At 57.9% G+C, this 25,879-nt stretch carries 28 protein-coding genes; 19 read left to right on the forward strand and 9 right to left on the reverse strand.

Annotated elements, in window-relative coordinates; translation table 11 throughout:
- Window positions 1-93: 93 nt before the first annotated feature.
- Entirely contained in the window at window positions 94-1,044 is a 951-nt protein-coding gene (locus AAIR21_RS17855) for an aminoimidazole riboside kinase (protein ID WP_183516794.1), read from the forward strand.
- Between the two features lie 210 nt (window positions 1,045-1,254).
- On the opposite strand, the gene trpS is transcribed toward AAIR21_RS17855, so the two are convergent.
- Window positions 1,255-2,256 carry a tryptophan--tRNA ligase gene (trpS, locus tag AAIR21_RS17860; RefSeq protein WP_047366563.1) on the reverse strand — a complete coding sequence of 334 codons (1,002 nt, stop codon included), beginning with the start codon at window positions 2,254-2,256 and terminating at the stop codon, window positions 1,255-1,257.
- Window positions 2,257-2,455: 199 nt separating this feature from the next.
- Here trpS and AAIR21_RS17865 point away from each other — a divergent pair, with 199 nt between their 5' ends.
- Window positions 2,456-2,881 carry a fosfomycin resistance glutathione transferase FosA2 gene (locus AAIR21_RS17865; protein WP_025205684.1) on the forward strand — a complete coding sequence of 142 codons (426 nt, stop codon included), beginning with the start codon at window positions 2,456-2,458 and terminating at the stop codon, window positions 2,879-2,881.
- On the opposite strand, the gene AAIR21_RS17870 is transcribed toward AAIR21_RS17865, so the two are convergent.
- Window positions 2,867-3,874: a LacI family DNA-binding transcriptional regulator gene (locus AAIR21_RS17870; RefSeq protein ID WP_183516793.1), complete on the reverse strand. Its 1,008-nt coding sequence runs from the start codon at window positions 3,872-3,874 to the stop codon at window positions 2,867-2,869. The genes AAIR21_RS17865 and AAIR21_RS17870 overlap by 15 nt on opposite strands.
- A 185-nt stretch (window positions 3,875-4,059) precedes the next feature.
- Between AAIR21_RS17870 and AAIR21_RS17875 the strand changes: the two genes are divergently transcribed.
- Entirely contained in the window at window positions 4,060-5,148 is a 1,089-nt protein-coding gene (locus AAIR21_RS17875; RefSeq protein ID WP_020885340.1) for a cellulase family glycosylhydrolase, read from the forward strand.
- Between the two features lie 45 nt (window positions 5,149-5,193).
- Window positions 5,194-6,588 carry an MFS transporter gene (locus tag AAIR21_RS17880; RefSeq protein ID WP_020885339.1) on the forward strand — a complete coding sequence of 465 codons (1,395 nt, stop codon included), beginning with the start codon at window positions 5,194-5,196 and terminating at the stop codon, window positions 6,586-6,588.
- 33 nt (window positions 6,589-6,621) lie between these two features.
- On the opposite strand, the gene AAIR21_RS17885 is transcribed toward AAIR21_RS17880, so the two are convergent.
- Complete coding sequence (locus AAIR21_RS17885; RefSeq protein ID WP_183516792.1) at window positions 6,622-7,008, reverse strand: VOC family protein; 387 nt, start codon at window positions 7,006-7,008, stop codon at window positions 6,622-6,624.
- A 93-nt stretch (window positions 7,009-7,101) separates the two neighbouring features.
- Between AAIR21_RS17885 and AAIR21_RS17890 the strand changes: the two genes are divergently transcribed.
- The 3 genes from AAIR21_RS17890 (at window position 7,102) to AAIR21_RS17900 (ending at window position 9,775) form a co-directional block, all read left to right on the forward strand.
- Window positions 7,102-7,872, forward strand: coding sequence for a DeoR/GlpR family DNA-binding transcription regulator (locus AAIR21_RS17890; RefSeq protein WP_020885337.1), 771 nt, complete (start codon window positions 7,102-7,104; stop codon window positions 7,870-7,872).
- 63 nt (window positions 7,873-7,935) lie between these two features.
- Window positions 7,936-8,538, forward strand: a complete 603-nt coding sequence (locus AAIR21_RS17895) for an ATP-dependent Clp protease proteolytic subunit (RefSeq protein ID WP_014168451.1) — start codon at window positions 7,936-7,938, stop codon at window positions 8,536-8,538.
- Between the two features lie 115 nt (window positions 8,539-8,653).
- Entirely contained in the window at window positions 8,654-9,775 is a 1,122-nt protein-coding gene (locus AAIR21_RS17900; protein WP_032679556.1) for a cupin domain-containing protein, read from the forward strand.
- Window positions 9,776-9,813: 38 nt separating this feature from the next.
- Here the strand turns inward: AAIR21_RS17900 and AAIR21_RS17905 are convergent, their stop codons facing one another.
- On the reverse strand, window positions 9,814-10,008 hold the full coding sequence (locus tag AAIR21_RS17905; RefSeq protein WP_020885335.1) for a DUF2767 family protein: 195 nt from the start codon (window positions 10,006-10,008) through the stop codon (window positions 9,814-9,816).
- A 229-nt stretch (window positions 10,009-10,237) separates the two neighbouring features.
- Between AAIR21_RS17905 and AAIR21_RS17910 the strand changes: the two genes are divergently transcribed.
- From AAIR21_RS17910 to foxA, 3 genes are all read left to right on the forward strand, one after another.
- On the forward strand, window positions 10,238-10,471 hold the full coding sequence (locus AAIR21_RS17910) for a DUF2171 domain-containing protein (RefSeq protein WP_183516791.1): 234 nt from the start codon (window positions 10,238-10,240) through the stop codon (window positions 10,469-10,471).
- 138 nt (window positions 10,472-10,609) lie between these two features.
- On the forward strand, window positions 10,610-11,563 hold the full coding sequence (locus tag AAIR21_RS17915; protein ID WP_073397106.1) for an AraC family transcriptional regulator: 954 nt from the start codon (window positions 10,610-10,612) through the stop codon (window positions 11,561-11,563).
- Window positions 11,564-11,684: 121 nt separating this feature from the next.
- Window positions 11,685-13,793, forward strand: a complete 2,109-nt coding sequence (foxA, locus tag AAIR21_RS17920; RefSeq protein WP_183516826.1) for a ferrioxamine B receptor FoxA — start codon at window positions 11,685-11,687, stop codon at window positions 13,791-13,793.
- 66 nt (window positions 13,794-13,859) lie between these two features.
- Here the strand turns inward: foxA and AAIR21_RS17925 are convergent, their stop codons facing one another.
- Window positions 13,860-15,275, reverse strand: coding sequence for a PLP-dependent aminotransferase family protein (locus tag AAIR21_RS17925; protein WP_014168456.1), 1,416 nt, complete (start codon window positions 15,273-15,275; stop codon window positions 13,860-13,862).
- Window positions 15,276-15,451: 176 nt separating this feature from the next.
- Here AAIR21_RS17925 and AAIR21_RS17930 point away from each other — a divergent pair, with 176 nt between their 5' ends.
- Window positions 15,452-15,613 (forward strand): DUF1127 domain-containing protein, encoded by a 162-nt coding sequence (locus AAIR21_RS17930; RefSeq protein ID WP_014168457.1) that lies wholly within the window; start codon window positions 15,452-15,454, stop codon window positions 15,611-15,613.
- Window positions 15,614-15,672: 59 nt separating this feature from the next.
- Here the strand turns inward: AAIR21_RS17930 and AAIR21_RS17935 are convergent, their stop codons facing one another.
- Window positions 15,673-15,927: a DUF4282 domain-containing protein gene (locus tag AAIR21_RS17935; RefSeq protein WP_020885330.1), complete on the reverse strand. Its 255-nt coding sequence runs from the start codon at window positions 15,925-15,927 to the stop codon at window positions 15,673-15,675.
- Window positions 15,928-16,008: 81 nt separating this feature from the next.
- Complete coding sequence (locus AAIR21_RS17940; protein WP_014168459.1) at window positions 16,009-17,397, reverse strand: PLP-dependent aminotransferase family protein; 1,389 nt, start codon at window positions 17,395-17,397, stop codon at window positions 16,009-16,011.
- A 102-nt stretch (window positions 17,398-17,499) separates the two neighbouring features.
- Here AAIR21_RS17940 and AAIR21_RS17945 point away from each other — a divergent pair, with 102 nt between their 5' ends.
- Window positions 17,500-17,979 (forward strand): carboxymuconolactone decarboxylase family protein, encoded by a 480-nt coding sequence (locus AAIR21_RS17945; protein ID WP_032679560.1) that lies wholly within the window; start codon window positions 17,500-17,502, stop codon window positions 17,977-17,979.
- Here AAIR21_RS17945 and AAIR21_RS17950 read toward each other — a convergent pair.
- The gene (locus AAIR21_RS17950; protein ID WP_068795246.1) at window positions 17,966-18,868 is read right to left on the reverse strand and encodes a LysR family transcriptional regulator; all 903 of its coding nucleotides are present in this window, start codon (window positions 18,866-18,868) and stop codon (window positions 17,966-17,968) included. The two genes, AAIR21_RS17945 and AAIR21_RS17950, sit on opposite strands and share 14 nt — an antisense overlap.
- Window positions 18,869-18,968: 100 nt before the next feature.
- Between AAIR21_RS17950 and AAIR21_RS17955 the strand changes: the two genes are divergently transcribed.
- From AAIR21_RS17955 to AAIR21_RS17985, 7 genes are all read left to right on the forward strand, one after another.
- Complete coding sequence (locus tag AAIR21_RS17955) at window positions 18,969-20,384, forward strand: aldehyde dehydrogenase family protein (protein ID WP_183516790.1); 1,416 nt, start codon at window positions 18,969-18,971, stop codon at window positions 20,382-20,384.
- 108 nt (window positions 20,385-20,492) lie between these two features.
- The gene (locus tag AAIR21_RS17960) at window positions 20,493-20,816 is read left to right on the forward strand and encodes an antibiotic biosynthesis monooxygenase family protein (protein ID WP_014168463.1); all 324 of its coding nucleotides are present in this window, start codon (window positions 20,493-20,495) and stop codon (window positions 20,814-20,816) included.
- The gene (locus AAIR21_RS17965) at window positions 20,809-21,186 is read left to right on the forward strand and encodes an amino acid-binding protein (protein ID WP_106503696.1); all 378 of its coding nucleotides are present in this window, start codon (window positions 20,809-20,811) and stop codon (window positions 21,184-21,186) included. The genes AAIR21_RS17960 and AAIR21_RS17965 overlap by 8 nt, the downstream gene beginning before the upstream one ends.
- On the forward strand, window positions 21,179-21,874 hold the full coding sequence (locus tag AAIR21_RS17970; protein ID WP_183516789.1) for an ArsR/SmtB family transcription factor: 696 nt from the start codon (window positions 21,179-21,181) through the stop codon (window positions 21,872-21,874). Before AAIR21_RS17965 ends, AAIR21_RS17970 begins: the two co-directional genes overlap by 8 nt.
- Window positions 21,875-22,009: 135 nt before the next feature.
- Window positions 22,010-22,480, forward strand: coding sequence for a MarR family winged helix-turn-helix transcriptional regulator (locus AAIR21_RS17975; RefSeq protein ID WP_121339948.1), 471 nt, complete (start codon window positions 22,010-22,012; stop codon window positions 22,478-22,480).
- Window positions 22,477-23,544 carry an HlyD family secretion protein gene (locus AAIR21_RS17980; RefSeq protein WP_086533213.1) on the forward strand — a complete coding sequence of 356 codons (1,068 nt, stop codon included), beginning with the start codon at window positions 22,477-22,479 and terminating at the stop codon, window positions 23,542-23,544. Before AAIR21_RS17975 ends, AAIR21_RS17980 begins: the two co-directional genes overlap by 4 nt.
- A complete protein-coding gene (locus AAIR21_RS17985; protein ID WP_014168468.1) occupies window positions 23,534-24,610 on the forward strand; it encodes a DUF2955 domain-containing protein in 1,077 nt (358 codons plus the stop codon). The genes AAIR21_RS17980 and AAIR21_RS17985 overlap by 11 nt, the downstream gene beginning before the upstream one ends.
- Here AAIR21_RS17985 and AAIR21_RS17990 read toward each other — a convergent pair.
- The gene (locus AAIR21_RS17990; protein WP_014168469.1) at window positions 24,607-25,878 is read right to left on the reverse strand and encodes a DUF445 domain-containing protein; all 1,272 of its coding nucleotides are present in this window, start codon (window positions 25,876-25,878) and stop codon (window positions 24,607-24,609) included. The two genes, AAIR21_RS17985 and AAIR21_RS17990, sit on opposite strands and share 4 nt — an antisense overlap.
- Window position 25,879: the final 1 nt, after the last annotated feature.

The raw sequence follows: 25,879 nt of genomic DNA on the forward strand, positions 1-25,879 counted from the left end.
AATCCATGGCACCTGTTCACGCTTAAGCACTATTAAAAAACTGACCTTCCCGCAGGTCGCATTTAAAAAGTTAATTATTATTGAGGAAATGTCATGAATATCTGGACTCTTGGCGATGCAGTGGTGGATCTTCTACCGCTTTCAGACATGCAATATCAGGCCTGCGCAGGAGGTGCCCCGTTCAATGTGGCAATTGGCGCTGCGCGTCTGGGCTGCCAGAGTGGTTTTATTGGCCGGGTCGGTGAGGATGACTTTGGTTATTTTCTGAAGAAAACGTTGTCTGACGCAGGCGTTTCAACCGAAAGTCTGCAGTTGGATAATCAGCACAGAACCAGCACGGTATTGGTCTCTCTGGGCCGCGCTGGCGAGCGTGGATTTACGTTTTTAACCAACCCCTCCGCGGATCAATTTTTAACGCCCGATGCGCTGCCCGGTTTTAGAGACGATATTCTGCACTTCTGCTCTCTGGCCCTGGTCGCCGAAACGTGTCGTCATACGCTCGTCACCGCCATCAGCCATGTAAAACAGCGTGGGGGATTACTGAGTTTCGACGTGAATTTACGGGAGCAAATGTGGCCCGATAAGCATGAAATGCTCGAGACGGTGCGTCATTTCGCCGCCCAGGCCGACATTCTTAAACTCTCGGAAGAAGAATGGCACTGGATGACAGGCTCTCACGATTTTTCCCATGCGCTTAATGCTCTCAATGCTCTGCCCGCGCAACTTAAAGTCGTGACCTACGGTGAGCAAGGTGCCATGGTGCTGTGGCGCGACAGCGTTATTCATTTCGACGGTTATACCGTCAACAGTATTGATACAACCGGGGCTGGCGACGCGTTTGTCGCAGGGTTGCTGGCCTGGATTGCACATCGCGGGATGCCGCAGAATGTTGAACAACTCCACCAGTCCATTGCTCAGGCCAGCGCCTGCGGTGCCCTCGCGACAACGCGCAAAGGGGCGCTGACCGCGTTACCTGATACCAACGCACTTAATAACTTTATCACTCGATTCTCGCTACCGGATTACGAGGTGAAAAAGGGCTAAACAGGGTGAGAACATGTTTTGTTCACATCCTGGATATCAGCGCCGTCCAGACCATTGAGCAGGGCGGCTAGCCGCATCGGTAGAGATATCCCCTGACGCCATCCCTCCAGACTCACTACCGCCGCCACCGCTGCGAGAGTGCGGTGGTTCTGGTTGTGAAGGCCACAGATGCAGGCGTCGACTGAGGAGAAGACGACTGTAATCGCGAGTTCAAAACACCGGCACCCCCAGCCCAACCTTCACCTCCCTCAGCGTTCCCTGCGTCACCGCCTGCGCCCGTTCCGTGCCGCGCTTCAGCATCGCCATCAACTCCCCTTTATCCTGCATGTACATCGCCCTCCGTTCCCGCATCGGTGCAATCAGCTCCTGCAGGCACGCCTCCAGCTCGTTCTTGCATGGCCGGTCACCCAGTCCGCCCGCCTGATAATGCGCCTTCATCGCTGCCACTTTGGCTTTGTCCGGATGAAACGCGTCGAGGTAGGTAAACACCACGTTTCCCTCAATCTGCCCCGGGTCGCTCACCTTCAGGTGGTTCGGGTCGGTGTACATGGCGCTGACCGCACGGTGAATCGTCTCTTCACTGGCGGAAAGGTGCAGGGTGTTGCCCAGTGATTTCGACATCTTGGCGCTGCCGTCGATACCGGGCAGGCGGCCGGTGTCGCTGAGCATCGCTTTGCAGTGGCGCAGCACCGGGGCAGGCAAGAGGCTGTTCATCTTGTGCACAATCTCATTGGTCTGCTCAATCATCGGCAGCTGGTCGTCGCCGACGGGGACGCACTCGGCTTTGAACGCAGTGATGTCCGCCGCCTGGCTGATGGGGTAGGCCATAAAACCGACCGGCAGCGAGCGGGCAAAGCCTTTCTGCGCAATCTCGTTTTTCACCGTCGGGTTACGCTCGACGCGGGCGACGGTGACGATATTCATATACAACATTGTCAGCTCGGCGAGAGCGGGCAGGGCGGACTGCAGGCAGAGTGTCGTCAGGTTCGGGTCGATGCCGGCGGCGAGGTAGTCGGCGAGCACTTCAGGGATGTTGTCGCGGATTTTTTGCGGGTTGCTGCCGTTGTCGGTCAGCCCCTGCAGGTCGGCAATCAAGACATACTGGTTATGCGTCTGCTGTAGCGCCACGCGCTGGCGCAGCGAACCGACGAAATGGCCCAGGTGCAGCGGGCCGGTTGGGCGGTCGCCGGTGAGGATGGTTTGAACGTTCATAAAGACTCCTTAATGTGCAAGTGCCGAAAGGGGTCTTAGAAATGCGAAAGCCGCCTTTCGGCGGCTATCTGAAAATGGGGAAAACTACTCCGTGCCGCCTTTAAGAAGGCAGCCACCAGCGGTTTACGGTGAGCACGGCGTGGTTTATGTTCATGAAGTTACCGTACCACGTCTGGCGCAAAAAACAAAAGGGCACGTCATGCTGCAATCACTCAACCATCTGACCCTCGCGGTCAGCGACCTGCAAAAAAGCGTTACCTTCTGGCACGAGCTGCTGGGGCTGACGCTGCACGCCCGCTGGAATACCGGGGCCTATCTTACCTGCGGCGATCTGTGGGTCTGCCTGTCCTATGACGAGGCGCGCGGTTACGTGCCGCCGCAGGAGAGCGACTATACCCATTACGCGTTTACCGTTGCGGCGGAAGATTTTGAGCCGTTCTCGCACAAGCTGGAGCAGGCGGGCGTTACCGTCTGGAAGCAAAACAAAAGCGAGGGGGCATCGTTCTATTTTCTCGACCCGGACGGGCACAAGCTGGAACTGCACGTGGGCAGCCTCGCCGCGCGGCTGGCGGCGTGCCGGGAGAAACCCTATGCCGGAATGGTCTTCACCTCAGACGAGGCTTGATGTCCGTACCTTCAGCCTGCCCGCCAGCGTCACGTGGGTGGCGGCATCTTCCTGATTGCACAGGTACTCCACCGCCAGCCGTCCCAGCTCGCTGTAGGGGAGCTGGATACTGGTCAGCGGTGGGGTGAGTTGCTCGGAGATCTTCTGGTCGTCGTAGCCCGCCAGCAGCATATCCTGCGGGATGCGCACGCCGTTTACCGCCAGCGCCTGATAGCTGCCGATCGCCAGCCAGTCGCTGGCGCAGAAGATGGCGTCCGGGCGTTCGTCCAGCGCCAGCAGAGAGGTGGTGGCGGTAAAGGATTCGCTGAACTGCCAGTTGGTCTGGCGCACCAGACTCTCGTCACAGGCTAAACCGGCCTGCTGTAAAGCGGCCTGATAGCCGGCCAGCCGCTGGCGGGAGGCCTCCATCCAGCTCTCGCCGGTGATGTGAGCGATACGCGTTGCACCGCAGGCGATCAGGTGTTTGGTCACATGGAAGGCGTTGGCGTAGTCGTCCGGAATAAACGACGGCAGCAGCGGCGAACCGGGGTCGCGCTGATTGAGCAGCACCAGTGGAATGCGGGTGCAGTCCTGAAAAGCGGTCATGTCGACAAGGGTGGTAACGGGGGAGGCGAGGATAATCCCCACGCAGTTGCGCTTCTCCAGCTGGCGGATAATGTTCAGCGCCAGCTCTACGTCATCACCGTAGTCGTACACCGTCAGCAGCGCTTCGTTGCGCCATGCGGCTTCCCGCGCCTGACTGATGGCATCGATAAAGGGATCAAAGCTTTGCAGGGAACTGACCAGCAGGGCGATTTCCTCCTGGTTGCGCGGGGCGTGAATGGCAGGCAGGCGGTCATAACCGAGCTCGGTCGCCACGCCGATCACCCGCTGGCGGGTGTCGTCGCTGAGCTTGATGTTACGGGACTGGTTGAGCACCAGCGATACCGTCGCCTGCGACACCCCCGCCGCCCGCGCAATATCGTTCATCGTGACTTTTGTTTTTCGCTTCATCCGTCCTCTCCCTCTCGCGACACCGCATCATACCCTAACTGTTCGCTTACGCGCCGTCGATCACGTTTCTTATTCGCGCCTGCGTGAACTTTGTGAAGGCTGTCGCTTTTCGGAGCGTCATGAATTGCGCATTTATCCCGCAACTAATATTTATTAGCTAAATATTATCAGTAAGAGGACGCGTAATGAAAGAGCAGTGGAGCAGGGAGCAGGCGCAGGCGTGGTATCAGCAAAAAGGCTGGCTGTGTGGGTTTAACTATTTACCGTCGACGGCGGTGAACTGGACCGATATCTGGCAGGAAGAGACCTTCGATGCCGATACCATTGACCGCGAACTGGGCTGGGCGGCGGAGGCGGGCTACAACACCCTGCGCATCAACCTGCCGTTTATTGTCTGGGAACACGACCGCGACGGCCTGATGGCGCGCATCGACGCGTTTCTGGCGATGGCCGACAGCCACGGGTTCAGCACCATGCTGACCCTGATGGACGATTGCGGTTTCTCCGGCGACGAGCCGTACCTCGGCCCGCAAAAGCCGCCGGTGCCGGGCAAGCACAACAGCCAGGCGGCAGCGAGCCCGGGGCGCGATAAAGTCTGCAATCCCGACTGCTGGCCGCAGATTGAGCGCTATATCCGCGACGTTATCCGCCAGTTCCGCGACGATGAGCGCGTACTGCTGTGGGATCTGTATAACGAGCCGGGCAACCGCGGCATTTTTGCGACCGGTACGCAGGAGGTGCAGTACGACGCGAAGCTGGAGACCTGCGCGCATGAGCTGATGAAGCTGGCGTTCCGGTGGGTGCGTGAAGAGGATCCCACTCAGCCGCTCACCGTCTGCGCGTGGCGTCTGCCGGCGGAAGAGGAGGGCGAGACGTTTTATCAGCATCCGCTGGATCAAACCGCGCTGGCGCTATCCGACGTGGTGAGCTTCCACGCTTACACCAACACCGGACGTATGACCGCGATTATCCAGCAGCTGCAGGCGCTTGGGCGGCCAATCTTCTGCACCGAATGGCTGGCCCGCCACGTGGGCAGCACCCTTGAGGAGCAGCTCCCGCTGATGTACACGGCGAAGGTCGCGCCGTATCAGTGGGGGCTGGTGCGCGGTAAAACCCAGACGTGGCTGCCGTGGCCGGTGGTGATGAAGGAGTCTACGGACTACTGCCGCCTCTGGTTTCACGACGTCTTTGAGGAGAACGGTATCCCGTTCTCGCGCAGTGAAATGGCCTTAATGAAGAAGCTCCGTAAGATCGCCCCGAAAGCGCAGGGCTAATAATATCGACCCGGCGGCCTGCCGCCGGGCAACCAGGTACGCACTATGGCAATGACAATGAAAATACCGTCTCGCGAGTTGTGGTCTTATTTTGGTTATGGATTAGGTCAGTGTTTTAGCTTTGGTTTAGTGGGTTCGTTTATTAACTATTTTTACACCGACGTGCTCGGGATTTCGGCGCTGGCGGCGAGTACCATCTTCCTGATTGCCCGCGCGTGGGATGCGGTTCACGACCCGCTATTTGCCAGCATAATGGACACCATTAACACCCGGTTCGGAAAGTTTCGCCACTTTTTGCTGATCGCCCCGTTACTCATTACCGGCGTCACGCTGCTGTCGTTCTATAAAATCGAAGCGGACATGACCACCAAAATTCTCTACGCCGGGGTGACGTACATTCTGTGGGGAACGCTGTACGCCATCTCTGATATCCCGTTCTGGTCGATGTCGTCGGTGATGACTAACGACTCCGGCCAGCGCACCCGCGCGGTGACGGCGGCCATGCTGGGGGTTAACGCCGGGATCGCCTGCGCCAACATTTTCTTTCCGAAACTGGCGGCGTTCTTCGCCCAGTACAGCAACGACAAAGGCTATTTTATGGCGGCGCTGGTGATGATGCTGGTCGGCCTGCCGCTGATGCTCAACGGCTTTATGCAGATTAAGGAGCGTGTGCCGCCCAGCCCGGAAAAGGTGACGATACGTGACACTTTTCATAACCTGCGCCAGAACAAGCCGCTGTTTATCGTTCTGCTGTCGTTCTTCTTCTGCGTGTTCCATAACGTGGCTGGCGGCCTCTACATCTACTTCTTTATCAACAATATGGGTGACGGCAGCCTGCAGATGGCGATCGGTGTGATGGGGATTATGGCGGCGGTGGTGTGTCTCGTCGCCCCGATGCTGACGCGCAGAATGCAGAAGCGGAAGCTGTTTATGATCCTCTGCGGACTGGATGTCGCGGTACGCGTGGTGATGTGGTTTGTGGGCTATCAGCAGACGGCGATGCTGTTTATCCTGCTTGGCCTGAGTACGCTGTTTGTGATGATGTCCAACATTCTCACCTCGTCGATGATTGCCGACACCATCGAGTATGCGGAGTACCACACCCACAAGCGCTGTGCGGCGATCACTTTCTCCGGACAGACCTTTACCGGCAAGATGTCGGTGGCGGTCGGCGGTGGGTTAATCGGCGTGTTTTTGACGATGATCGGCTATGTCCCGCAGGCGCAAACCCAGAGTGACGGCGTGCTGTCGGGGCTGTTCTTTGGTATCTGTCTGCTGCCCGCCATCGGCTCGCTGATCCGGCTTGGGTTTATGTCGCGCTTTACCTTTACCGAGGAGAAGCATGCGGAGATTTGTCGGTTACTGGCGGAACGTCAGCACGAGAAAGCGCAGCAACGTGAGGGCGAGGAAAATCTGGCGCGCCCGGCCACGGTGAATTAAACATTAACGCCTGCATGGCAGGCGTTATGTCTTTTACTCTCCTGTGAGCTCAATCCGGTTGCCGTCCGGGTCCGCAATCACCGCCTCATAAAACCCATCCCCGGTCTTGCGGGGGGCGCTGAGCAGGGTGCCGTTTGACTGCGCCTGCGCCGCCATACGGTCCACATCAGCCTGGCTGCCGACGTGAATGGCGATATGCGCCCAGCCAATAAACTCCGGATGAGCCGGGGCGTCGGGCAGGTCCGGCACCGTCATCAGTTCAAGGGTTGGCCCGCCATCCAGGGTAATAAAATGTGACGCAAAGCCCGGGCGATTTTTGCTGAGGTAGCGTTCATTACGGCGTCCGCCAAAAACCGTTTCCCAGAACTGTACCTGTGCATCAAGGTGTCGGGTCCAGAGTGCAACATGGGCAATGTTCATTGTTATCCTCGCGGTGAGTGCTGATTGACAGAGCACGCGCAGTGCAACATTATGCGCTTTGATGCTCGGTTTTGTTATTTTAAAGGATTTATAATGCTCGATTATGCTGCTTTTCCGGAGCAACGACAAGCGCTGATCCGTCAGATCCTTCAGGAGAGCGGAAGGGTGGTGTGCACCGAACTGGCGACACAAATGAAGGTCTCCGAGCACACCATTCGCCGTGATTTACATGAGCTTAGCAAAGAGGGCTTCTGTAAAAAGGTCTACGGTGGCGCGGTACTTCAGCTGCCGGATGCGGGGACATTTAGCCGCCGCGAGCAGGAAAACAGTGCACAAAAAGCCACAATCGCGCAGAAAGCGGCAACGCTGATCAAGGCAGGTGGCTGTATCTTTATGGATACGGGCACCACCAATCTGGCGCTGGCGAAAGCCCTTCCTGCCGAACTCAGCGTGACGGTGGTGACCAACTCCCCGGCCATCGCGACCGCGCTGCTGCAACATCCGCTGTGCGAGGTGATCATCACCGGCGGGCAGATCCAGCGGGCGTCCGGCGCGACGGTGGGTGCCACGGCTGCAAGCCAGCTTGAGGGGATTATCTTTGATCAGGCCTTTATCGGTGGCTGTGCGATGGATCCTGAGATGGGGCTGACCGGCTTTGATTTTGCCGACTGTGCGTTCAAAAAAGCGGTGATCGCCCAGAGCAACCAGACCATCGTGGCGTTGACTGCTGACAAGCTTCCCGGCGTGGCGCGCTTTGTCGTGGCAAAGAGCCGGGACATTGATGTGCTGGTGGTGGACGCGAATATTAAACAGGACGTTATCGACGCGTTTGCGGCGCAGGATGTTCGCATTGTGTGCGCCTGAGGACTTTGACCGGTAAAACAGGCTACACTCTGGTTTTGAGCGCTAAATGCTGAGGACATAACAATGCACTACACACTGAAAGAAGGCGATAAGGATAAAGCGGAAGGGTCAAACGGCGCGGGCGCGCTGCAGCAAAAACTGCTCGAGTCCCGCTCGATTGTTATCTCCGGTGAGATCAACCAGGAACTGGCGCAAAAAGTCATTACCCAACTGATCCTGCTGCAAAGCGTGAGCAACGATCCGATCAAGCTGTACATCAACAGCCAGGGTGGCCACGTGGAAGCGGGTGATACCATCCATGACTTCATCAAGTTCATCCGTCCGGACGTACACATCATCGGCACCGGCTGGGTGGCGAGCGCCGGGATCACCATCTTCCTGGCGGCGAAAAAAGAACATCGCTACTCTCTGCCCAACACCCGCTTTATGATCCACCAGCCGCTGGGTGGCGTGCGTGGTCAGGCGACGGATATTGAGATTGAAGCGCGCGAGATCATCCGCATGCTGGATCGCGTGAACAAGCTGATTGCTGACGCCACCGGCCAGCCGCTGGAAAAAGTGAAAAAAGACACCGACCGCAACTTCTGGATGTCTCCGGCAGAAGCGCTGGACTACGGCATTGTGGGTAAACTGATTACGCATTATGACGATCTGAAGCTGGATTGATCCCTCAGGGCCGGACGTTTGCGCCGGCCTTCTCCTCTCGTTTGACCCATGACAAGTTCCCCCTTGACCGTCTCCCCTATAATCGCGCCTGTTTACCCTCTCACTGGTGCTACCCATGGCGTATCAACTGAACCTGAACTGGCCGGAATTTCTTGAAAAATACTGGCAGAAACAACCCGTAGTGCTGAAAAATGCCTTCCCCAATTTTGTTGACCCGATTACCCCAGACGAACTGGCAGGGCTGGCGATGGAGCCTGAAGTCGATAGCCGTCTGGTCAGCCATTCCAACGGTAAATGGCAGGCCAGCAATGGTCCGTTTGAGCACTTCGATGGCCTGGGCGAAACCGGCTGGTCGCTGCTGGCGCAGGCGGTAAACCACTGGCACATGCCTGCAGCGGAGCTGGTGCGCCCGTTCCGCGTCTTGCCAGACTGGCGTCTGGATGACCTGATGATCTCCTTCTCTGTCCCTGGCGGCGGCGTGGGCCCGCATATCGATCAGTACGATGTGTTTATCATTCAGGGGATGGGAAGCCGCCGCTGGCGCGTGGGTGACAAGCTGCCAATGCGCCAGTTCTGCCCGCATCCGGCGCTGCTGCACGTTGATCCGTTTGAGCCGATCATCGACGAAGATCTGGCCCCGGGCGATATCCTCTACATTCCACCTGGCTTCCCGCACGACGGCTTTACCCACGAAACGGCGCTCAACTACTCCGTCGGTTTCCGTGGGCCGAACGGTCGCGATCTGATCAGCAGCTTTGCCGATTACGCGCTGGAAAACGATCTGGGCGGCGAGCACTACAGCGATCCGGATCTGACCTGCCGCGAACATCCAGGACGCGTGGAACAGTACGAGCTGGATCGTATTCGCCAGATGATGATCGACATGATCAGCAAGCCTGATGATTTCACGAAATGGTTCGGTAGCTTTGTCTCGACGCCGCGCCATGAGCTGGATATTGCCACCGCGGAACCGCCGTACACGGCAGAAGAAGTGCTTGATGCATTGCAGGGTGGCGAAACGCTGTCTCGCCTGAGCGGTCTGCGCGTGTTGAATATCAACGGCAGCGTCTTCATCAACAGCGAACTGCTGGAAACGGTAGATGCGAAGGCTGCGGACGTGCTGTGTCGCTACACGGAACTCGGCCAGGCTGAGCTGGGCGAGGCGCTGAACAATCCGGCGTTTATTGACGAACTGACCGGACTGATTAACCAGGGCTACTGGTTCTTCGACGAGTAATGGCTGGCGGCGTTTAGCCAGGCTAAACGCCGCCTCGTTCAGACCAGCATATTACAGGCTTTCCAGTAATTCAGGAGCCGCTCATCGTCGCGCTCCTTCTCTGCTTTTGTTTTCATCGCCTGTGCCAGATTTTCACGTGACAGCTCGTGGCCTTTTTGCACAATGTCTAAAACCGCTTCACCAAGAGCCAGTGAAATTTCTGTACGATTATTACGAATATTACGAATCGTCATTAATGCCTCCTCGCTGGTTGCGATAATGTAATTATGAAATAAAAAATAAACTGCGAGAATAATTCATCTTATTCTTATTTTTTCATTATGCTTCGCTATGCCTCGCGGTAGCCATAATATCCTGTTGTGTCAATGATGTTTCAAAATGCTAATAAGCGCCCGTAAGCCAAATTTATGCGCTACAGTTAATTCCGTGCAACGGCCAAATAACCAAAACGGGAGAATTATTATGGTAGATAAAAACGCAATTATGGATCACGCTCAGGTTGTCGCCAGCTGCGGAACACACGTCGGTGTTGTGGACCATCTGGATGGTGAGCGCATCAAGCTTGCGAAAAGCGATCTGGAATCCGGTGGGAAGCACCACTTTATACCGCTCGGTTGGGTGGACAAAGTGGATGATAATAAAGTTGTCCTGACCAAAAACCATAAAGAGGTTTTTGCTGAGTGGCAGCAAGCATAAATATATCTCTTTAACTGAAATATATTTCTTCGCTCCGGCTCAGGCCGGAGCATAATACGTTTTATGTCCAGTGATTGCTGCCACCACCAATGAATGGTACTGTTTCGTTTGCCCTTTCCCCGATGCAGGCACCGTCATATGCTCCAGCGTGAAAATAGATCAGCGAAACGCCTGTTTTTTGTTGAGGATTTTCAGATATTCGGTGAGCGCTACGGCATCGACTACCGGTTCCCGCAGTTAAAAGATGCGCAGGTCAACAACCGCGCCGTGCTGCAGGGGAATGTGGAAGAGATGACGCTTTCATCCGGCATTTCACTGACCCACTCCAACGTTCGCGTTTTACAACCTTACGAAACCACCTCTCGCCATAGCAGCCCACTTTATATGCTGGTGGTGCTGGAAGGGGGCGTCACGATCGTGCTTAATGGCGTTGAATATGTCGTACGATCCGGCATGGCCTTCAGCTCCCGCCTGAGTGAAGAGCAGATAATGTGCGCGCGTCACGATGCCGACAGCACGCTGAAAACGCTCTCGTTTGGTCTATTCCCACACGATGCCAGGCGCGAGACCCTGCTTGAGTCGCTGCTCCAGGAATGGCAAAGCCTGAATGCGCCCACTCTGGTCTGGCACGTTCCTGAGTTTGTCCTTGCGGGGATCCAGCATGCTCAGCAGCAGGGTCTAAGCGCGTTATCCCGTCAGCTGTTGCTGGAAGGGCTGATGTATCAGCTTCTGGGCCAGGGTTTGGCGCAGCGCCAGCAATCCTTCCCGTGCCGGCCAGAGCATGCGCGTCTTGAACGCGTGCGCAGCAGGCTGGAACAGTCTCCGGAGCAGGATCATACTCTTGCGCAGCTGGCCGCCCTCGCCGCCATGAGCCCGAGCAGCCTGCGCAGCAAATTTCGTCAACGCTACGGCTGCACCCTTTTCGATTACCTGCGCGAGTGTCGGCTCGCGCTGGCGCGTCGCTATCTGCTTGAAGGCTATAGCGTGCAGCAGGCGGCGTGGATGTGTGGCTATCAGCACGCCACCAATTTCGCTACCGCGTTTCGTCGCCATTACGGTATTGCACCGGGCGACGTGCGCAAACGCCGCTAACCTACTTTCTCTCTTCGCGCGAACGCAACCCGTGCGGTTTAGCACCGCGCATACGTATCCTGGCGGCGCGCATAGCTGTTTGCCCTCTCAAAAAGGTAATAATTCTTATTAACAATAAGAAATACCTTTGGAGAGGGTTATGTTTGCTAAGTCACGTCTGGCACTGCTGGTGGGATGGGTTACCGGTAGCGTCGCTTTTCCTTTACTGGCGCAGGATGCCCAAAAAACGGACACCGTTGTGGTCACGTCGCAGATGCAATCTGCTGCCACCAAGCTTGAAACGCCGGATATAGAGACTCCGCAGTCGGTCTCTATCGTTACCCGCGAGCAGTTTGAAGAGCAGGGCGCGACCAGCGTGCGCCAGGCAGTGAGTTACACGCCGGGGGTTTACAGCAACCAGATTGGCGCGTCAAACCGCTTCGACTACATGGTGCTGCGCGGTTTCTCCGACGGCAGTCTGGATAACGTCTACCTCGACGGCCTGAAGATGATGGGAGACACCAACTCTCACAGCTCGCTGGTGGTGGATCCCTGGTTCCTCGACAATATCGAGGTGGTGCGTGGCCCGGCCTCCGTGCTGTACGGCCGTTCATCGCCGGGCGGTATCGTGGCGCTGACCTCCCGCAAGCCCTCGTTCGATCCGGGCGGGGAGATTAAGCTATTTGCCGGGAACAATAACCAGCGCGGGGCGATGTTCGACGTTACCGGTCCGGTCGATGATAACGACCGCGTGGCGGTGCGCCTCAGCGGGATGACCCGCTATGCCGATTCCCAGTTTGATCCGCTGAAGGAAGCGCGCTACGCGCTGATGCCGAGCCTGACCTGGCGCATCACTGATAACACGCGTCTGGATCTGATGGCCTATCTGCACCGCGATCCGGAAGGGGGGAGCCACTCCGGCCTGCCTTATGACGGCACCGTGGTGCCGCATAACGGTAAGAAAATCACCAACACCTTCTTTGAAGGTGAGGATGACTACGACAAGTACGATCGTCGGGAAAACATGGTGGGCTACAACATTGAGCACATGTTCGACAGCGGCTGGACGGTGCGCCAGAAGCTGCGCTATCTGCACACCAAAGTGGCGCTGAATCAGGTATATGCCGCGGGCTGGCTGAACGATACCGAACTCAACCGCGGCTATTCCGGTTCTGACGAGAAGATGAATGCCATCACGCTGGATAACCAGGTCGACGGCAGTTTCGATACCGGAGCAGTTAACCACCGCGTGCTGATCGGCCTGGATTATCAGGACCGTACCAATAACGTGACCGGCTACTACGGCGGTTTCCCGCCCATCGACGCGTTCCACCCGGTTTACGGTGCGAAACCGGATTACATCACCCAGTACAGCAAGGAAAAACATAAGCTGCGCCAGACCGGGTACTACCTGCAGGATCAGATGTCCATTGACCGCTGGCGCCTGACGCTGGGCGGGCGTTATGACCAGGTAAGCGTGTCGAACGTTGATAACGTTAACCATACCCGCAGCGACCTGGATAAGAACAACGTCAGCAGCCGCGCGGCGTTGCTGTATCTGTTTGATAACGGTGTCGCGCCGTACGTCAGCTACTCCACGGCCTTTACACCGACCAGCTTCGCCGATGAGCAGGGCAACATTCTGGACCCGATGAAAGGCAAGCAGTGGGAAGCGGGCGTGAAGTATGAACCCGAGGGGATGAACAGCCAGTTCAGCGCCTCGGTGTTCCGCATCAACCAGAAGAATATCGCCACCAAAGAGGAGCCGACCGATCCGTACCGTTCCATCGGTGAAATCGAGTCCGAGGGCGTTGAGCTGGAAGCGGTGGGTCAACTGACCGACAGCCTGCGCATGCAGGCGGCGTACACCTATACCGACATTCGTTACAAGAAGAGCAGCCCGGAAGAGGAGGGCAAGCGCGCCGTCTATGCGCCGCGGAATATGGCCAGTGCCTGGCTCAGCTACGACGTGAAAACGGGCCCGCTGGACGGCCTGACCGTCGGCTCCGGCGTTCGTTACGTCAACGGCATTACCAGCGATCGCCAGAACACCCATACGCTGCCGTCGTATACGCTGGTGGATATGGTGGTGGGGTATGACCTGTCGAAGGTGGGGCTCACGGGTATGAGCGCGCAGCTGAACGTCAATAATCTGACCGATAAACGCTATGTGGCGGCGTGTAACTCGCTCTCCTACTGCTATTTCGGCGCGGAACGCAGTATCGTTGGCAGCGTTTCATGGACGTTTTGAGTCGGTGACAGTGCCGGGCGGCGGTGACGCCTTGCCCGGCCTGGTGGAGGAGGGCATCAGGCCGCACTACTCCTCCATCGCAATCACAATTGCCTCACCCATCTTCTTCAGCGCCTCGCGATGCTTCTCCGTTGGCGGTAACGCAACGTTGATCCGCAGGCAGTTGCGGTACTTGCCGGACGCAGAGAACAGCGACCCGGCTGCCGCCTGGATCTTCAGCCGGCACAGCTGCTTGCTGACGCACACCATGTCGACGTTTTCCGGTAACTCCACCCACAGTAAAAAACTGCCCTGCGGGCGCGTCACGCAGATCTCCGCCGGGAAATACTGCCGCACCCAGCAGGTATAGGTTTCCATATTCTGCTGATAAATCTGGCGCATACGGCGAACGTGACGATGATAATGGCCGTCGCGAATAAACGCCGCCACCGCCATCTGCGTTCCCGGCACGTTAAAGCCGCCTGCAGCGTATTTCATGTGCATCACCCGGTCGTAATAGCGCCCCGGCACAATCCAGCCGACGCGCAGGCCCGGTGCCACGGTCTTGGTAAACGAGCTGCACAGGAGTACGCGGCCATCAATGTCCATGGAGTGAATGGTGCGCGGGCGCGGGTATTCCGCCGCCAGCTCGCCGTAAATATCATCCTCCACGATCACGATATCGTGCCGCTGGGCGAGAGCCAGCACCTGCTTCTTCCGCGCTTCCGGCATGATAAAACCCAGCGGGTTATTGCAGTTGGGCACCAGGATCACCGCTTTAATGGGCCACTGCTCCAGCGCCAGCTCTAACGCTTCAATGCTGATCCCGGTTTCGGGATCGGTGGGAATTTCGATGGCTTTGATGTTGAACCCGCGCAGCATCTGCATGGTGCCGTGAAACGACGGGGATTCCACGGCCACAATATCGCCCGGTTTGCATATCGAGAGCAGGGCAATCGACAGCGCGCCGTGGCAGCCATTGGTGATGACAATCTCATTCGCGGCCACGGTAGAGCCGCCGTCCAGCATCAGCCGTGCGATCTGCTCGCGCAGCTCGAGCCGACCGTCGAGCACGTCATAGCTCAGCATCTCGCCCGGGTTGTGCTGCGCGATGCGGCTCATTTCACGCCATAGCGGTTTCAGGCTCGGTTGATTGACGTCCGGCGAGCCGCCGCCAAAGGAGATCATCTCTTTGTCGGCACGGGCATCCAGCAGCATCATCACTTCATCCCACTGGGTGACGTCTACCGGACGCTGCACCGGACGCGTCATTGCCGGTACGGGCGGCATGGCCTTACGTTGCGAGACAAAATAGCCGGAGCGTGGCTGAGGCGTGATCAGCTGCAGATTTTCGAGGATCTGGTAGGCCTGCTGTATGGTGCTGATGCTAACGCCATGCTCCTGGCTCAGCGCGCGCACCGACGGCAGACGTTCACCGCTGCGATACAGCCCTTGTTGAATGCGTTCCGCCAGAAGGTTGGCGAGATGTTGGTAGCGCGTCATGCTGTATCCTTTGTTTTCACCATACAGATTGTAAAACCAGTACAGATTGCCGCAAAAAACGGCATGCAGATACACTTTTAGCGGATCTGTATGTTAAACAAAAGATGTTTTTGAATCTGTATTGTACGCCCTGAATTCCACGATGATAACGCTACTGGCACAGTGAGGAGAGCATCATGGAATTTTACGAGAACCGTTCAAAACGTCCGTTTATTGTTTTTGTCTGGATCGGCAAAACGCTACGCAATTGGTACCGTATTCACCGCACCCGTCGCATCCTGAGCAAGATGAGTGACGAGCAGCTCAAGGATGTCGGGTTGTCGCGCTATGATGTGTAAGCGGGCAGGGTCGGCGCTGGCCGGGTAAGGAGAAACCCCTACCCGGCGCAACGGAGAGATTATTCGACTGATTTCACCGCGGTGTTTTCAGCGATGCGGCGCAGATATTCGTTATTCTTAAACGCGACCATGATCAGTTCGAACGTCACGCGACAGCCGATCAGGCTGAAAATCATCCCGATAAATCCGGTGATCAGATGGTCGGTAAACATGGAATACACGCCGGCAATCAAAATCACCAGCATGACGATCCAGTAGAAGAAGACCAGCACGCGTGGCGTTAATAAGTAGTCAAATCCCAGAATGGCTTTCATTTTCTTTTCCTTAGAAATATAAAAAAGGCTCAAGATTGTATCTTTATCACGTTCTTTTATGGCGTGGATAGCTATCTGATTTCAGAGTAGTAATTCCAGCGTTTCTTGTTTTGGCCTTTCAAGTAGTGCCACCGCCTCCTGATACGTGCGCACGTTGTTATAGCCCATCACCAGTCCGTAACGCTTGCCGGAGCCGCGATACCACTCCGAGAGCGCGTTAACCTGCAGCTGCTGCGCTTGCCAGCAGTGCGCGATTTCCCGGTCACAACTCCCCTTCGAAAGGAATGCCACGATGTGCATCCCACCGTCGTTTTGCTCGGTGAAAAACAGGTCGCCATACACCTCCTGTAAAGCCTTAATCATCCACTCCCGCCGGGTCTGATACAGGGCCCGCATCTTCTTAAGATGTCGAAAAAAATGGCCTTCGTTGAGAAAGGCGGTGAGGATCTTTTGCGTCAGCACCGGCTGGCCGCTGGTGACGATGTCCGCGCAGTCGGTAAAGGCCCCGAGGGTGCTGGCGGGCATCACCACGTAGCCCATGCGCAGCGACGGCATAATGGTTTTGCTGAAGGTACCCATAAAAATGACCCGGTCGTGCCGGTCGAGGCTTTTTAGCGACGGCAGCACCTTGCGGGTGTAGTGAAATTCCCCGTCGTAGTCATCCTCAATAATCCAGGCCTCGTTCTGACTCGCCCAGTCGAGAAGCTGTTGTTTACGCGGCAGAGAAAGGGTGACCGCCAGCGGGCTCTGGTGCGACGGGGTGACGATGGCGAAGCGGGCATCGCGATGGTGGCGCAGCAGGTATTCCGTATCGATCCCGGCGCGATCGACCGGCACGGTGTGCAGGCGCGGCACGATCCGCTTGAGCAACTGCTGGCCCATAAAGTAGCCCGGATCTTCAAACACCACCTTGTCGCTGCGGCTGGCCAGCGTATCGAGGATCAGGCGCAGGCTACCGCTGTAGCCGCTGGTGATCAGCACCTGCTCGGCAGTGCAGGCGAGTCCGCGTGAAATATTAAGGTAGCTGGCAATCGCCTGGCGCAGCGGATACCAGCCCAGCACGGGCGGATTTAGCATCTCTTCCTGGCGCATGGCGCGCGTCGCCTGGCCTGAAAGCAGCAGCCATTTTTTATAGGGAAAGCTGTCGAGGGAGGGAATGCCGGGGCGCAGAAAGCCTGCCCGTTCGCGCTGGCCGATCAGCGAGGCCGGAAGCGTGCCGGTGGTCTGCTCCGCAGGGGCGTGCTGTGCAGGCAGTAACAGGTCCGGATTGACCCGCGTGCCGCGTGCCCCCTGGCTTACCAGATACCCTTCGCCCGTCAGGATGGCGTAAGCGGTTTCAACGGTTTTGCGCGCCACCTTCAGCTCTTCCGCCAGCACGCGAATGGCGGGGACTTTGTCGCCAGGCTTTAGCACGCCACGCGTGATGTTGTCGCGATAGCGGGTATAAATAGCGTGATAGCCCGGTTTCATGTCCTACCTCGTTTGACGATTTTTGTGTCTTTTTACTATGTCATTATCCGCGTACATTGTCCTCATCGCATGACATATGCCGCACAAAAAAGAGGAAAGACAATGAGCACTCGCGTAAACCACCATAAGATCACACCTGCCCTCGCCAACGCGCTGTCCAACCTGAGCATGGAAGTGGCGAAAACCTCCCTCGACCCGGCGCTGAAGCACCTGATTGACATTCGTGTCTCACAGCTGAACGGCTGTACCTTCTGCCTGGATATGCATTCGAAAGAGGCCAAAATCGCCGGAGAGCGCGAGCTGCGTCTGTACCATCTCGCGGCATGGCGCGAGTCCCCGCTGTTCAGCGCCCGTGAGAAAGCGGCGCTGGCCTTCGCTGAAGCGCTGACGCAAATTAGCGTGCATGGCGTGAGCGATGCGCTCTACCGCAGCGTGGCGGAGCACTTCTCGGACGTGGAGATTTCAGAGCTGAACTTTGCCATTGTGGCGATCAACGCCTGGAACCGTCTGGGGATCACGTCCCGCATGGCGCCGGGCTCGCTGGACGCGGCTTACGGGCTGAACAAAGCTAACCTCGAATAACCCCGCGCTCACGGATCATCGCCACCAGCGCCCGTAACCCTGGCGGGACGTGGCGATGCCCCGGATAGTACAAACGCAGCCCGGCAAACGGCTGCGTCCAGTCGTTTAACACGCTCACCAGTTCCCCGCTTTCAAGCTCTTCCCGGATATACAGTTCCGGTAAAAACCCTATCCCTAATCCCGCCTTCACGGCCCGGATCGAGGCGAAGAGATCGGACGTGGCAAAGCGCGGCGGTACCGCCAGGGCGTACTGTTCCCCGCGACGCGCCAGCTCCCAGCGGTAGATCCCACCGTGCGCCATGCGCATACCGATCCCCTGATGTAAGAGCAGATCCTCCGGCGTGTGCGGCGTGCCGTGGCGGGCAAAGTAATCCGGCGTGGCGGTGACAAGCTGGCGGATTTCACCGGTCAGCGGCACGGCGATCATGTCCTGTGGCACGGATTCTTCAAGACGGATCCCGGCGTCGTAACCTTCTGCGACGATGTCGATCATCCGTGCTTCGCTTAGCGTCTCGACGCGCATTTTCGGGTAGCGGATCATAAAGTCGATCAGCAATTGATCCAGAAAGAGCGCACCGATATGGTTCGGTACGTTTAAGCGCAGGGTGCCGGCAGGTTCGCCGGTATCACTGTGGATCTCTTCGCTGGCCTGGCGTATCGCCTGCAGTGCCGGGCCGATACGGGCCACGTAGCGCTGCCCGGCGTCGGTAAGCGCCACGCTGCGGGTCGTGCGGTTAAACAGGCGCGTCTCCAGGCGGCTCTCCAGCCCGGCGATAGCGTTACTTACCGCCGTGGCGGACATGCCCAGCTCCTGTGCCGCACCGCGAAAACTGCCGCGCCGCACCACCGCCATAACCACTTCCAGCTCTGTCAGACCCGAACGATGCATAGATTATCCTGAAAATCGAAACAACCCTTGCAGCATAGCGTGGATTATCGCAACGGAGAAGCCGTGCCAGACTGTGTCCATACAGCCTGAGGAGGTTTATATGCACAACATCGAACAGATCTTTATCAACGGCGAATTTGTTACCCCGCACGGCACCGAACGTTTTGATTTATACAATCCGGCGACGGCGCGGGTGATTGGCCAGGTTCGCCTGGCCGATGAGGTAGACGCTGAGCATGCCATCGCGGCCGCGAAAGCGGCATTTCCGGCATGGTCGCAAACCCCCCGACAGGAACGTATTGCCGCGCTGAAACGCATGCATGCCGCCGTGGCCGCCCGTCATGACGCGCTGCTGGACGCGGTGATTGAAGAGTACGGCGCGCCAGCCTCGCGCTCGGCGTGGATGGCCCGCTACCCGGCAGATGTCATTGCCCAGGCCATCGAAGCGCTGGAAGCCTTTGAGTTTGTGACCACGGCGGGGGCGGCAACGGTGCAGATGACGCCGCTTGGTGTCGCCGGGCTTATTACCCCGTGGAACAGCGACGCGGGGTTTATCTGCGGCAAACTGGCGGCTGCGCTCGCGGCGGGCTGCACGGCGGTGATTAAACCGAGCGAGATGAGCGCGCTGCAAACCCGCATTGTCACCGAGGCGCTGCGCGATGCCGGGTTACCGCCGGGCGTGTTTAACATTGTCACCGGACGGGGTGATACGGTCGGTGAGACCATCAGCCGCCATCCGGACGTGGCGAAAATTTCGTTTACCGGTTCGACCGTTACCGGCAAAGCGATACTGCGCAACGCGGCGCAGAGTGTTAAGCGGGTGACGCTGGAGTTAGGCGGTAAATCGCCGACGATCCTGCTTGATGATGTCGATTTGGCGCAGGCTATCCCGCTGGTGGTGCAGGCCGGGTTTATGAACAGCGGGCAGGCGTGCGTGGCCGGAACGCGCATTCTGGTACCGCAGTCGCGTAAGGCGGAAATCGAAACTGCGCTGGCGCAGGCCGTCGCGGCCGTGAAATCCGGCGATCCGCGCGATAATGCGACAGAAATTGGCCCGATGGTCAGTGAAAAACAGTGGCTGCGGGTGCAGGGCTATATTCGTAAAGGTCTCGACGAGGGGGCAAACCTGCTGGTGGGGGGCGAAGGGCGTCCGGAAGGCACGCAGGACGGCTGGTTTGTGCGCCCGACGCTGTTTACTGATGTCACAAATCAGATGGCGATTGCCCGGGAAGAGATCTTCGGCCCGGTACTGTGTGTGATCCCTTATCAGGACGAGGCCGAAGCCGTCGCTATTGCCAACGACACCGAGTATGGCCTGAGTGCGATGGTGCTGGGCAGGGATGTCGAACGTGCGCGTCGCGTGGCGCAGCAGATTGTCGCGGGCCGCGTGCTGGTGAACACGCTGGCCCATGAGCCTAAAGCGCCGTTTGGCGGGTTCAGGCACTCCGGCGTGGGGCGTGAGATGGGCGAATGGGGGATCCGCGCGTTTATGGAGCCGAAGTCGATTCTGGGATAACCGTTTGTCGCCCTCCCGGGAAGAGGGCGACAATACTTCGCCCTTCACCGAAGCATCCGCATTTTCTTTCCTGCATGCTCTTCGCACCCTCACAACGGAGAGACAACCATGATTGCAGTCCTTTTCGAAGCCCAGGCCGCGCCTGCCCACCAGGCGCGTTACCTGCAGCTCGCAGCCGAACTCAAGCCCCTGCTGGCGGATATCGACGGGTTTATTGATATCGAGCGTTTTCAGAGCCTGACCACCGACGGCAAAATTCTCTCCCTCTCCTGGTGGCGGGATGAAGAAGCGGTCCGCCGCTGGAAGCAGAACGTCTTTCATCAGGCGGCGCAGAGGGAGGGGCGGGAGGCCATCTTTACCTACTACCGCATTCGGGTGGCGCAGGTGGTGCGGGAATACGCCTCAGAAACCGGAGGGCATGCGGATGTATGACGTTCATGTGATTTTCGACGCTACGCCAGGGGAACTGGCGCGATTTGGCCAGCTGCTGGGGTGTAATGGTGTGGGGCTGGAGGGCGGCGGCGTGTTTGGTACCGAAGCCCATTTCCTGGTGGAAGAGGGCGAAAAAGCCCATCGCGTGCTGCTTGAGGGCGGGTTTAACGTCCGATCAGTCCGTAAACCGCTGATCAGAAAACTGCAGCAGGCGCGCCCCGGTGAGCTGGGCGAGATTGCCGCGGCGTTAGCGGCTCACGGTGTGTCTGTACTGACCCAGTACAGCGACCATGCGAATCACCTCATTCTGCTGACGGATAATGATAAGCTGGCGGCAGAGATCACCAGACCATGGGCAGTCCATGCTTAAGACCCGTTTACCCCCTGACAACAGCGCGCTGCTGGAGCAGGCCATGGCGGCAGTGGCCGCCGCCATGGCGGATCCGTCGCGTGTGAAAATGCTCTGTGCGCTGATGGATGGCCGGGCATGGACCGCCACCGAGTTGAGCGCGGCGGCGGATGTCGCCCCCTCCACTGCCAGCGGGCACCTGACCCGTCTGCTGGACGGCAAGCTGATTACCTGCCTGTCACAGGGGCGGCATCGCTATTACCGCCTGGCAGGACACGACGTGGCGGAACTGGTCGAGCAGATGATGGGGCTGTCGTGGAGCCGTATCACCCCGCCGGAAACCTCCGCCCCGAAAGCCCTGCGTGAAGCCCGCACCTGTTACGACCATCTGGCAGGGACGGTGGCCGTTCAAATCTACGATTTTATGCAGGCGCAGGGCTGGCTGGAGACGGACGGATCAGCCCTGACCGTGTATGGACGCGAACAGTTCCTGACGCTCGGTATTTCATTAAGCGCCAATCCGCGCCGTAAGGCCTGCTGTGCCTGTCTTGACTGGAGCGAGCGGCGGTTTCACCTTGGGGGCGAGGCGGGCGCGGCGCTCCTCGCGTACCTGGACAGCAACGGCTGGATCCAGCGGGTGACGGGATATCGGGACGTGGTGGTCACCGCGTCGGGAAACGTTGCCATTAAAAAACGTTTTAGCCGCTAAATTCTCCGCGGTTTGATGCCCTTTCCCACCGGGAGAGGGCATTCGTCTTTCGCAATTCCTGCTCTTTTGTCTCTCGTTTCTTGATACTTACCCTGGTAACTATTATCTTGACCGCGTGTTACGAGAGGATATCCCATGCGTGAAGAAGAACTGTTTAGCCGCAGACCGATGGGGATGCGGATGGCCATGATCGTGCGTCAGTGGCGCGCCGTGATTGACGACGCCATTCTCGAGACCGGGTTAACCCAGTCGAGCTGGACGGTGATGATGCAGCTTCAACAGCTTGGGGATAACGTCTCGGTGAGTGAACTGGCGGAGGTGCAGGGTATTGAACTGCCGCCGCTGATGCGCACGCTGACACAGCTGGAAAAACAGGGTTACCTGTTACGCACTGTATCGCCTTATGACAAGCGTATCCGGCTACTCACGCTGACGCCGGCGGGGAACGCCGTACTCAGGACGCTCTCCCGGGTGATCGAGACATTTCAGGCGCGCGTATCGCAAAACATCGCGCCGGAGCATCTCGATATTTTCAGCGCCACATTGAATCAAATCGCCTGCAATTTGCGGAAAATCCGCGAAGAAGATAACAAGACCGAAAAATAATGACTCCTGAACAAAAGTTTGCCCGCTGGGTAAGGGTAAGTATTGCCTCTTTCCTGCTGATGTTTGTCTACTTTGTCGTCGCGGACATCTGGATCCCGCTGACGCCGGACTCCACCGTCATGCGCGTGGTGACACCGGTTTCTCCGCGCGTTTCCGGCTACGTGGCGGCTGTCCATGTACACAACAACAGCCAGGTGAAGCGAGGCGACCTGCTGTTTGAGCTGGATGACACGCCGTTTCGCAATAAAGTGGAAGCAGCGCAAATCGCGCTGGAGCAGGCACGTCTTTCTAACGAACAGCTGGATGCGCAGATCGCAGCCGCACAGGCCAGCCTGAAAACCGCCGTGCTGACCGCGCGTAACGACAAGGTGACCTACGATCGTTATCAGAAACTCAGCACGCTGCAGAACGTGTCGCAGGCGGATCTGGATAAAGTCCGGACCACCTGGCAGAGCAGCGAGCAGTCCGTCAGTTCGCTGCAGGCGAACATCCGTAACCTGCGCATTCAGCGCGGTGAGCGGGAAGAACACCGCAACGTCACCCTGCAGAAATACCGCAACGCGCTGGATGAAGCGGAACTGAATCTTGGCTGGACGAAGGTTTACGCCCAGGCGGACGGCACGGTCAGTAACCTGCAGCTCAGCCCCGGCTATTACGCCTCCTCCGGCTCGGCCGCGCTGGCGCTGGTGAATAATCAGGCCGATATCGTGGCCGACTTCCGCGAGAAGAGCCTGCGCCATACCCATCAGGGAACCGATGCCGCCGTGGTGTTTGACGCCTTCCCGGGACACGTCTTCCGTGCGCATGTGACCAGCAGCGATGCGGGGATCCTCGCCGGACAGGAAGCGGTGAACGGCGAGCTGTCCGAGCCAGAAACCTCCAACCGGTGGGTTCGTGATGCCCAGCGTATGCGAATCCACGTGGCGCTGGACGAGGCGCTGCCGAAGCAGCTTCCGACCGGTGCGCGTGCCACCGTGCAGCTCTATAACAGCGAAGGGCCGTTTGCGCGCTTCTTCTCCGGGATGCAGATCCACCTGGTGAGCCTGCTGCACTATGTCTATTAACACTCTGGCGCGGGTGTTTACCCCGCACGGCAACATCGTCTATACGGCAAACGACTTTCGCCAGACCCTGCGCATCGTCTTTGCCGGCATGATTGCGCTGAGCATTTCGAGTTTTTACAACACTCACTACGGCGTGTTTTTCGTGGTCTACCCCATCATGCTGCTGTCGCTGGTACCGGTCTTTAACCGCCACGTGGCGAAGCAATTTATCTTTAGCGCCTCGCTTAACTGCGTTGAAATGGTCATTATCATCGGCTATCTGTCGCAATGGCCGGTGATCATGACGTTAGTCGTGTTCGCCCTGTACGTCATGCGTTTTCGCTTTATGAGTAAGGGACCGCTGTTTCTGTTTGGTTCGATGGGCGTGGTCTGCCAGAGCGTGATGCTCAACTTTATGAGCTATCCCACCACCGACTGGCATACGTTGCTGTTTTCCAATATCGAAGCGAGCGTTATGGCGGTGTGCCTGAGCGCGCTGATGAATTACCTGCTGCCGGACGTGGAGCCGCGCAAGCCGCCGCCGCTGATTGAAAAAGATGACGCCCGTGTGCGCCACGAGTCGCTGCTTTCCGGGACCGTTGCCACCCTGATTTTCGTCATCTTCCAGATAAGCGACCTGAGCGACTCACTTTCCGCGCTGATGGCCGGGGTATTGATTCTGTTTCCCATGCACTATCGCGGCGCCGTGATGAGTTCCCTCTGGCGCGTGGTCGGCGTGGTGCTGGGCTGCCTCTACATTCTGGTCGTCCAGCTTATCCTTTACGATCACAGCAGCCATATGCTGCTGATGATGCCGCTTATCGGCCTTGGGCTGGCATTTGGCGCGCGGCTGCACGTGATGGAGAAGGTTGGCGCCGGGGTCGGGTTTTCCAGCATCACCACCATCGGCATTATGTTCGGGCAGAACATGCACCCGGACAGCGACCTGGTGTTCAGCGATCTCTATCGCATTACCTCGGTGACCTTTGCGCTGGTGGCGACCCTGACAATGGTCTTTCTGGTGCATTTGATCCTCAATCGCTTTGCCCCTACGCGCTATGTGATCGCGCCGCCTGAGGCGAATTAATGCGCGAGCACGGCAGGCAATTGCGAGAGTAAAAACAGGATCAGGCCAATGGTCCCGCCCACCAGCGTGCCGTTCACACGGATGAACTGCAGGTCTTTGCCGATGTTAAGCTCAATCTGGCGCGACATATCTTTGGCATCCCAGCTCTTGACCGTGTCGCTGATATGCCGCGTGAGGAACGCGGCAAAATCCGGTGCTACGCGGTGCGCCGCCTGCTCCAGATGCTCGTTCAGCGATGCCTGCAGGCTGGCATCGTTCGACAGCGTTTCACCAAACCACAGTCCGGCGTTGGCGATGCGCTGCCTGACGCGCGAGTCCTCGCTTTGCATATCCGCTTTCAGCCACTGACGCAGGTCGGCCCACATCTCGCCCAGATAACGGTTAAACGCCTCGTCGTTCTTCAGGTAGTGCTTGATGTTATCGGCTTTGGCGGCCATTTCCGGATCGTTTTTCAGGTTGTCGATAAACTTCAGCGTGGCGCGGTCAAACGCCTGGCGGATCTGGTGCGTGCGGTCGTGGCTGATATCATCCAGCAGCGTATTCACCGCATTCGACACCATCTCCGCACTCTGATCGCCGAGCCACTCGGTAGGCAGCACCATGGCCTTGCGCGGATGCTCGGTCTTCAGCCAGTGCACAATCTGGTCGGCGATAAAGTCCCGCGTGCTGTCACGCTGGATAAGCGCGATCAGGCGGTTGATGATGGCGTCCAGCAGCACCTGATGGCGATTGTTCCGGGTCATGCTCTCCAGCATCACCGCGCTGGTTTCGGTGAAGTCGACCTTGTCGATGGCCTTGTGCACCGCTCGTTTGAGCAGCCGCTGAATGCGTCCGTCGTCGGTCAGTTCAAGAAAACCGCTCATTACCTGAATCAGATGCAGCCCGACGCGCCGGGCGTTGTCGGGCTGGCTGAACCAGGTGCCAATCATCTGTGCCGGTTCATAGCGGCGGATCAATGCCACCAGCGACTGGGTATCGAGAAACTTTTCCTGCACGAACTGACCCAGATTGTCGCCAATGCGGTCTTTGTTGCGCGGAATGATCGCCGTATGGCGTGAGATAAACGGAATGGGCACCCGGCGAAACAGCGCGACGACGGCAAACCAGTCCGCCAGTGCGCCGACCATTGCCGCCTCGGCAATGGCCTTTACGCCGCGCACCCAGAAGGTTTGCGGCAGGAACAGGGTGGTGATAAACGCCGCGGCGGCAATCAGCAGCAGCGACAGCGCCAGCAGCTTGGCGCGTTTAAGTTCAGCTATTTTTTCCATG

Origin of the sequence: Enterobacter sp. PTB (assembly GCF_051130085.1) — a bacterium.
Classification (GTDB): Bacteria; Pseudomonadota; Gammaproteobacteria; order Enterobacterales; family Enterobacteriaceae; genus Enterobacter; species Enterobacter ludwigii.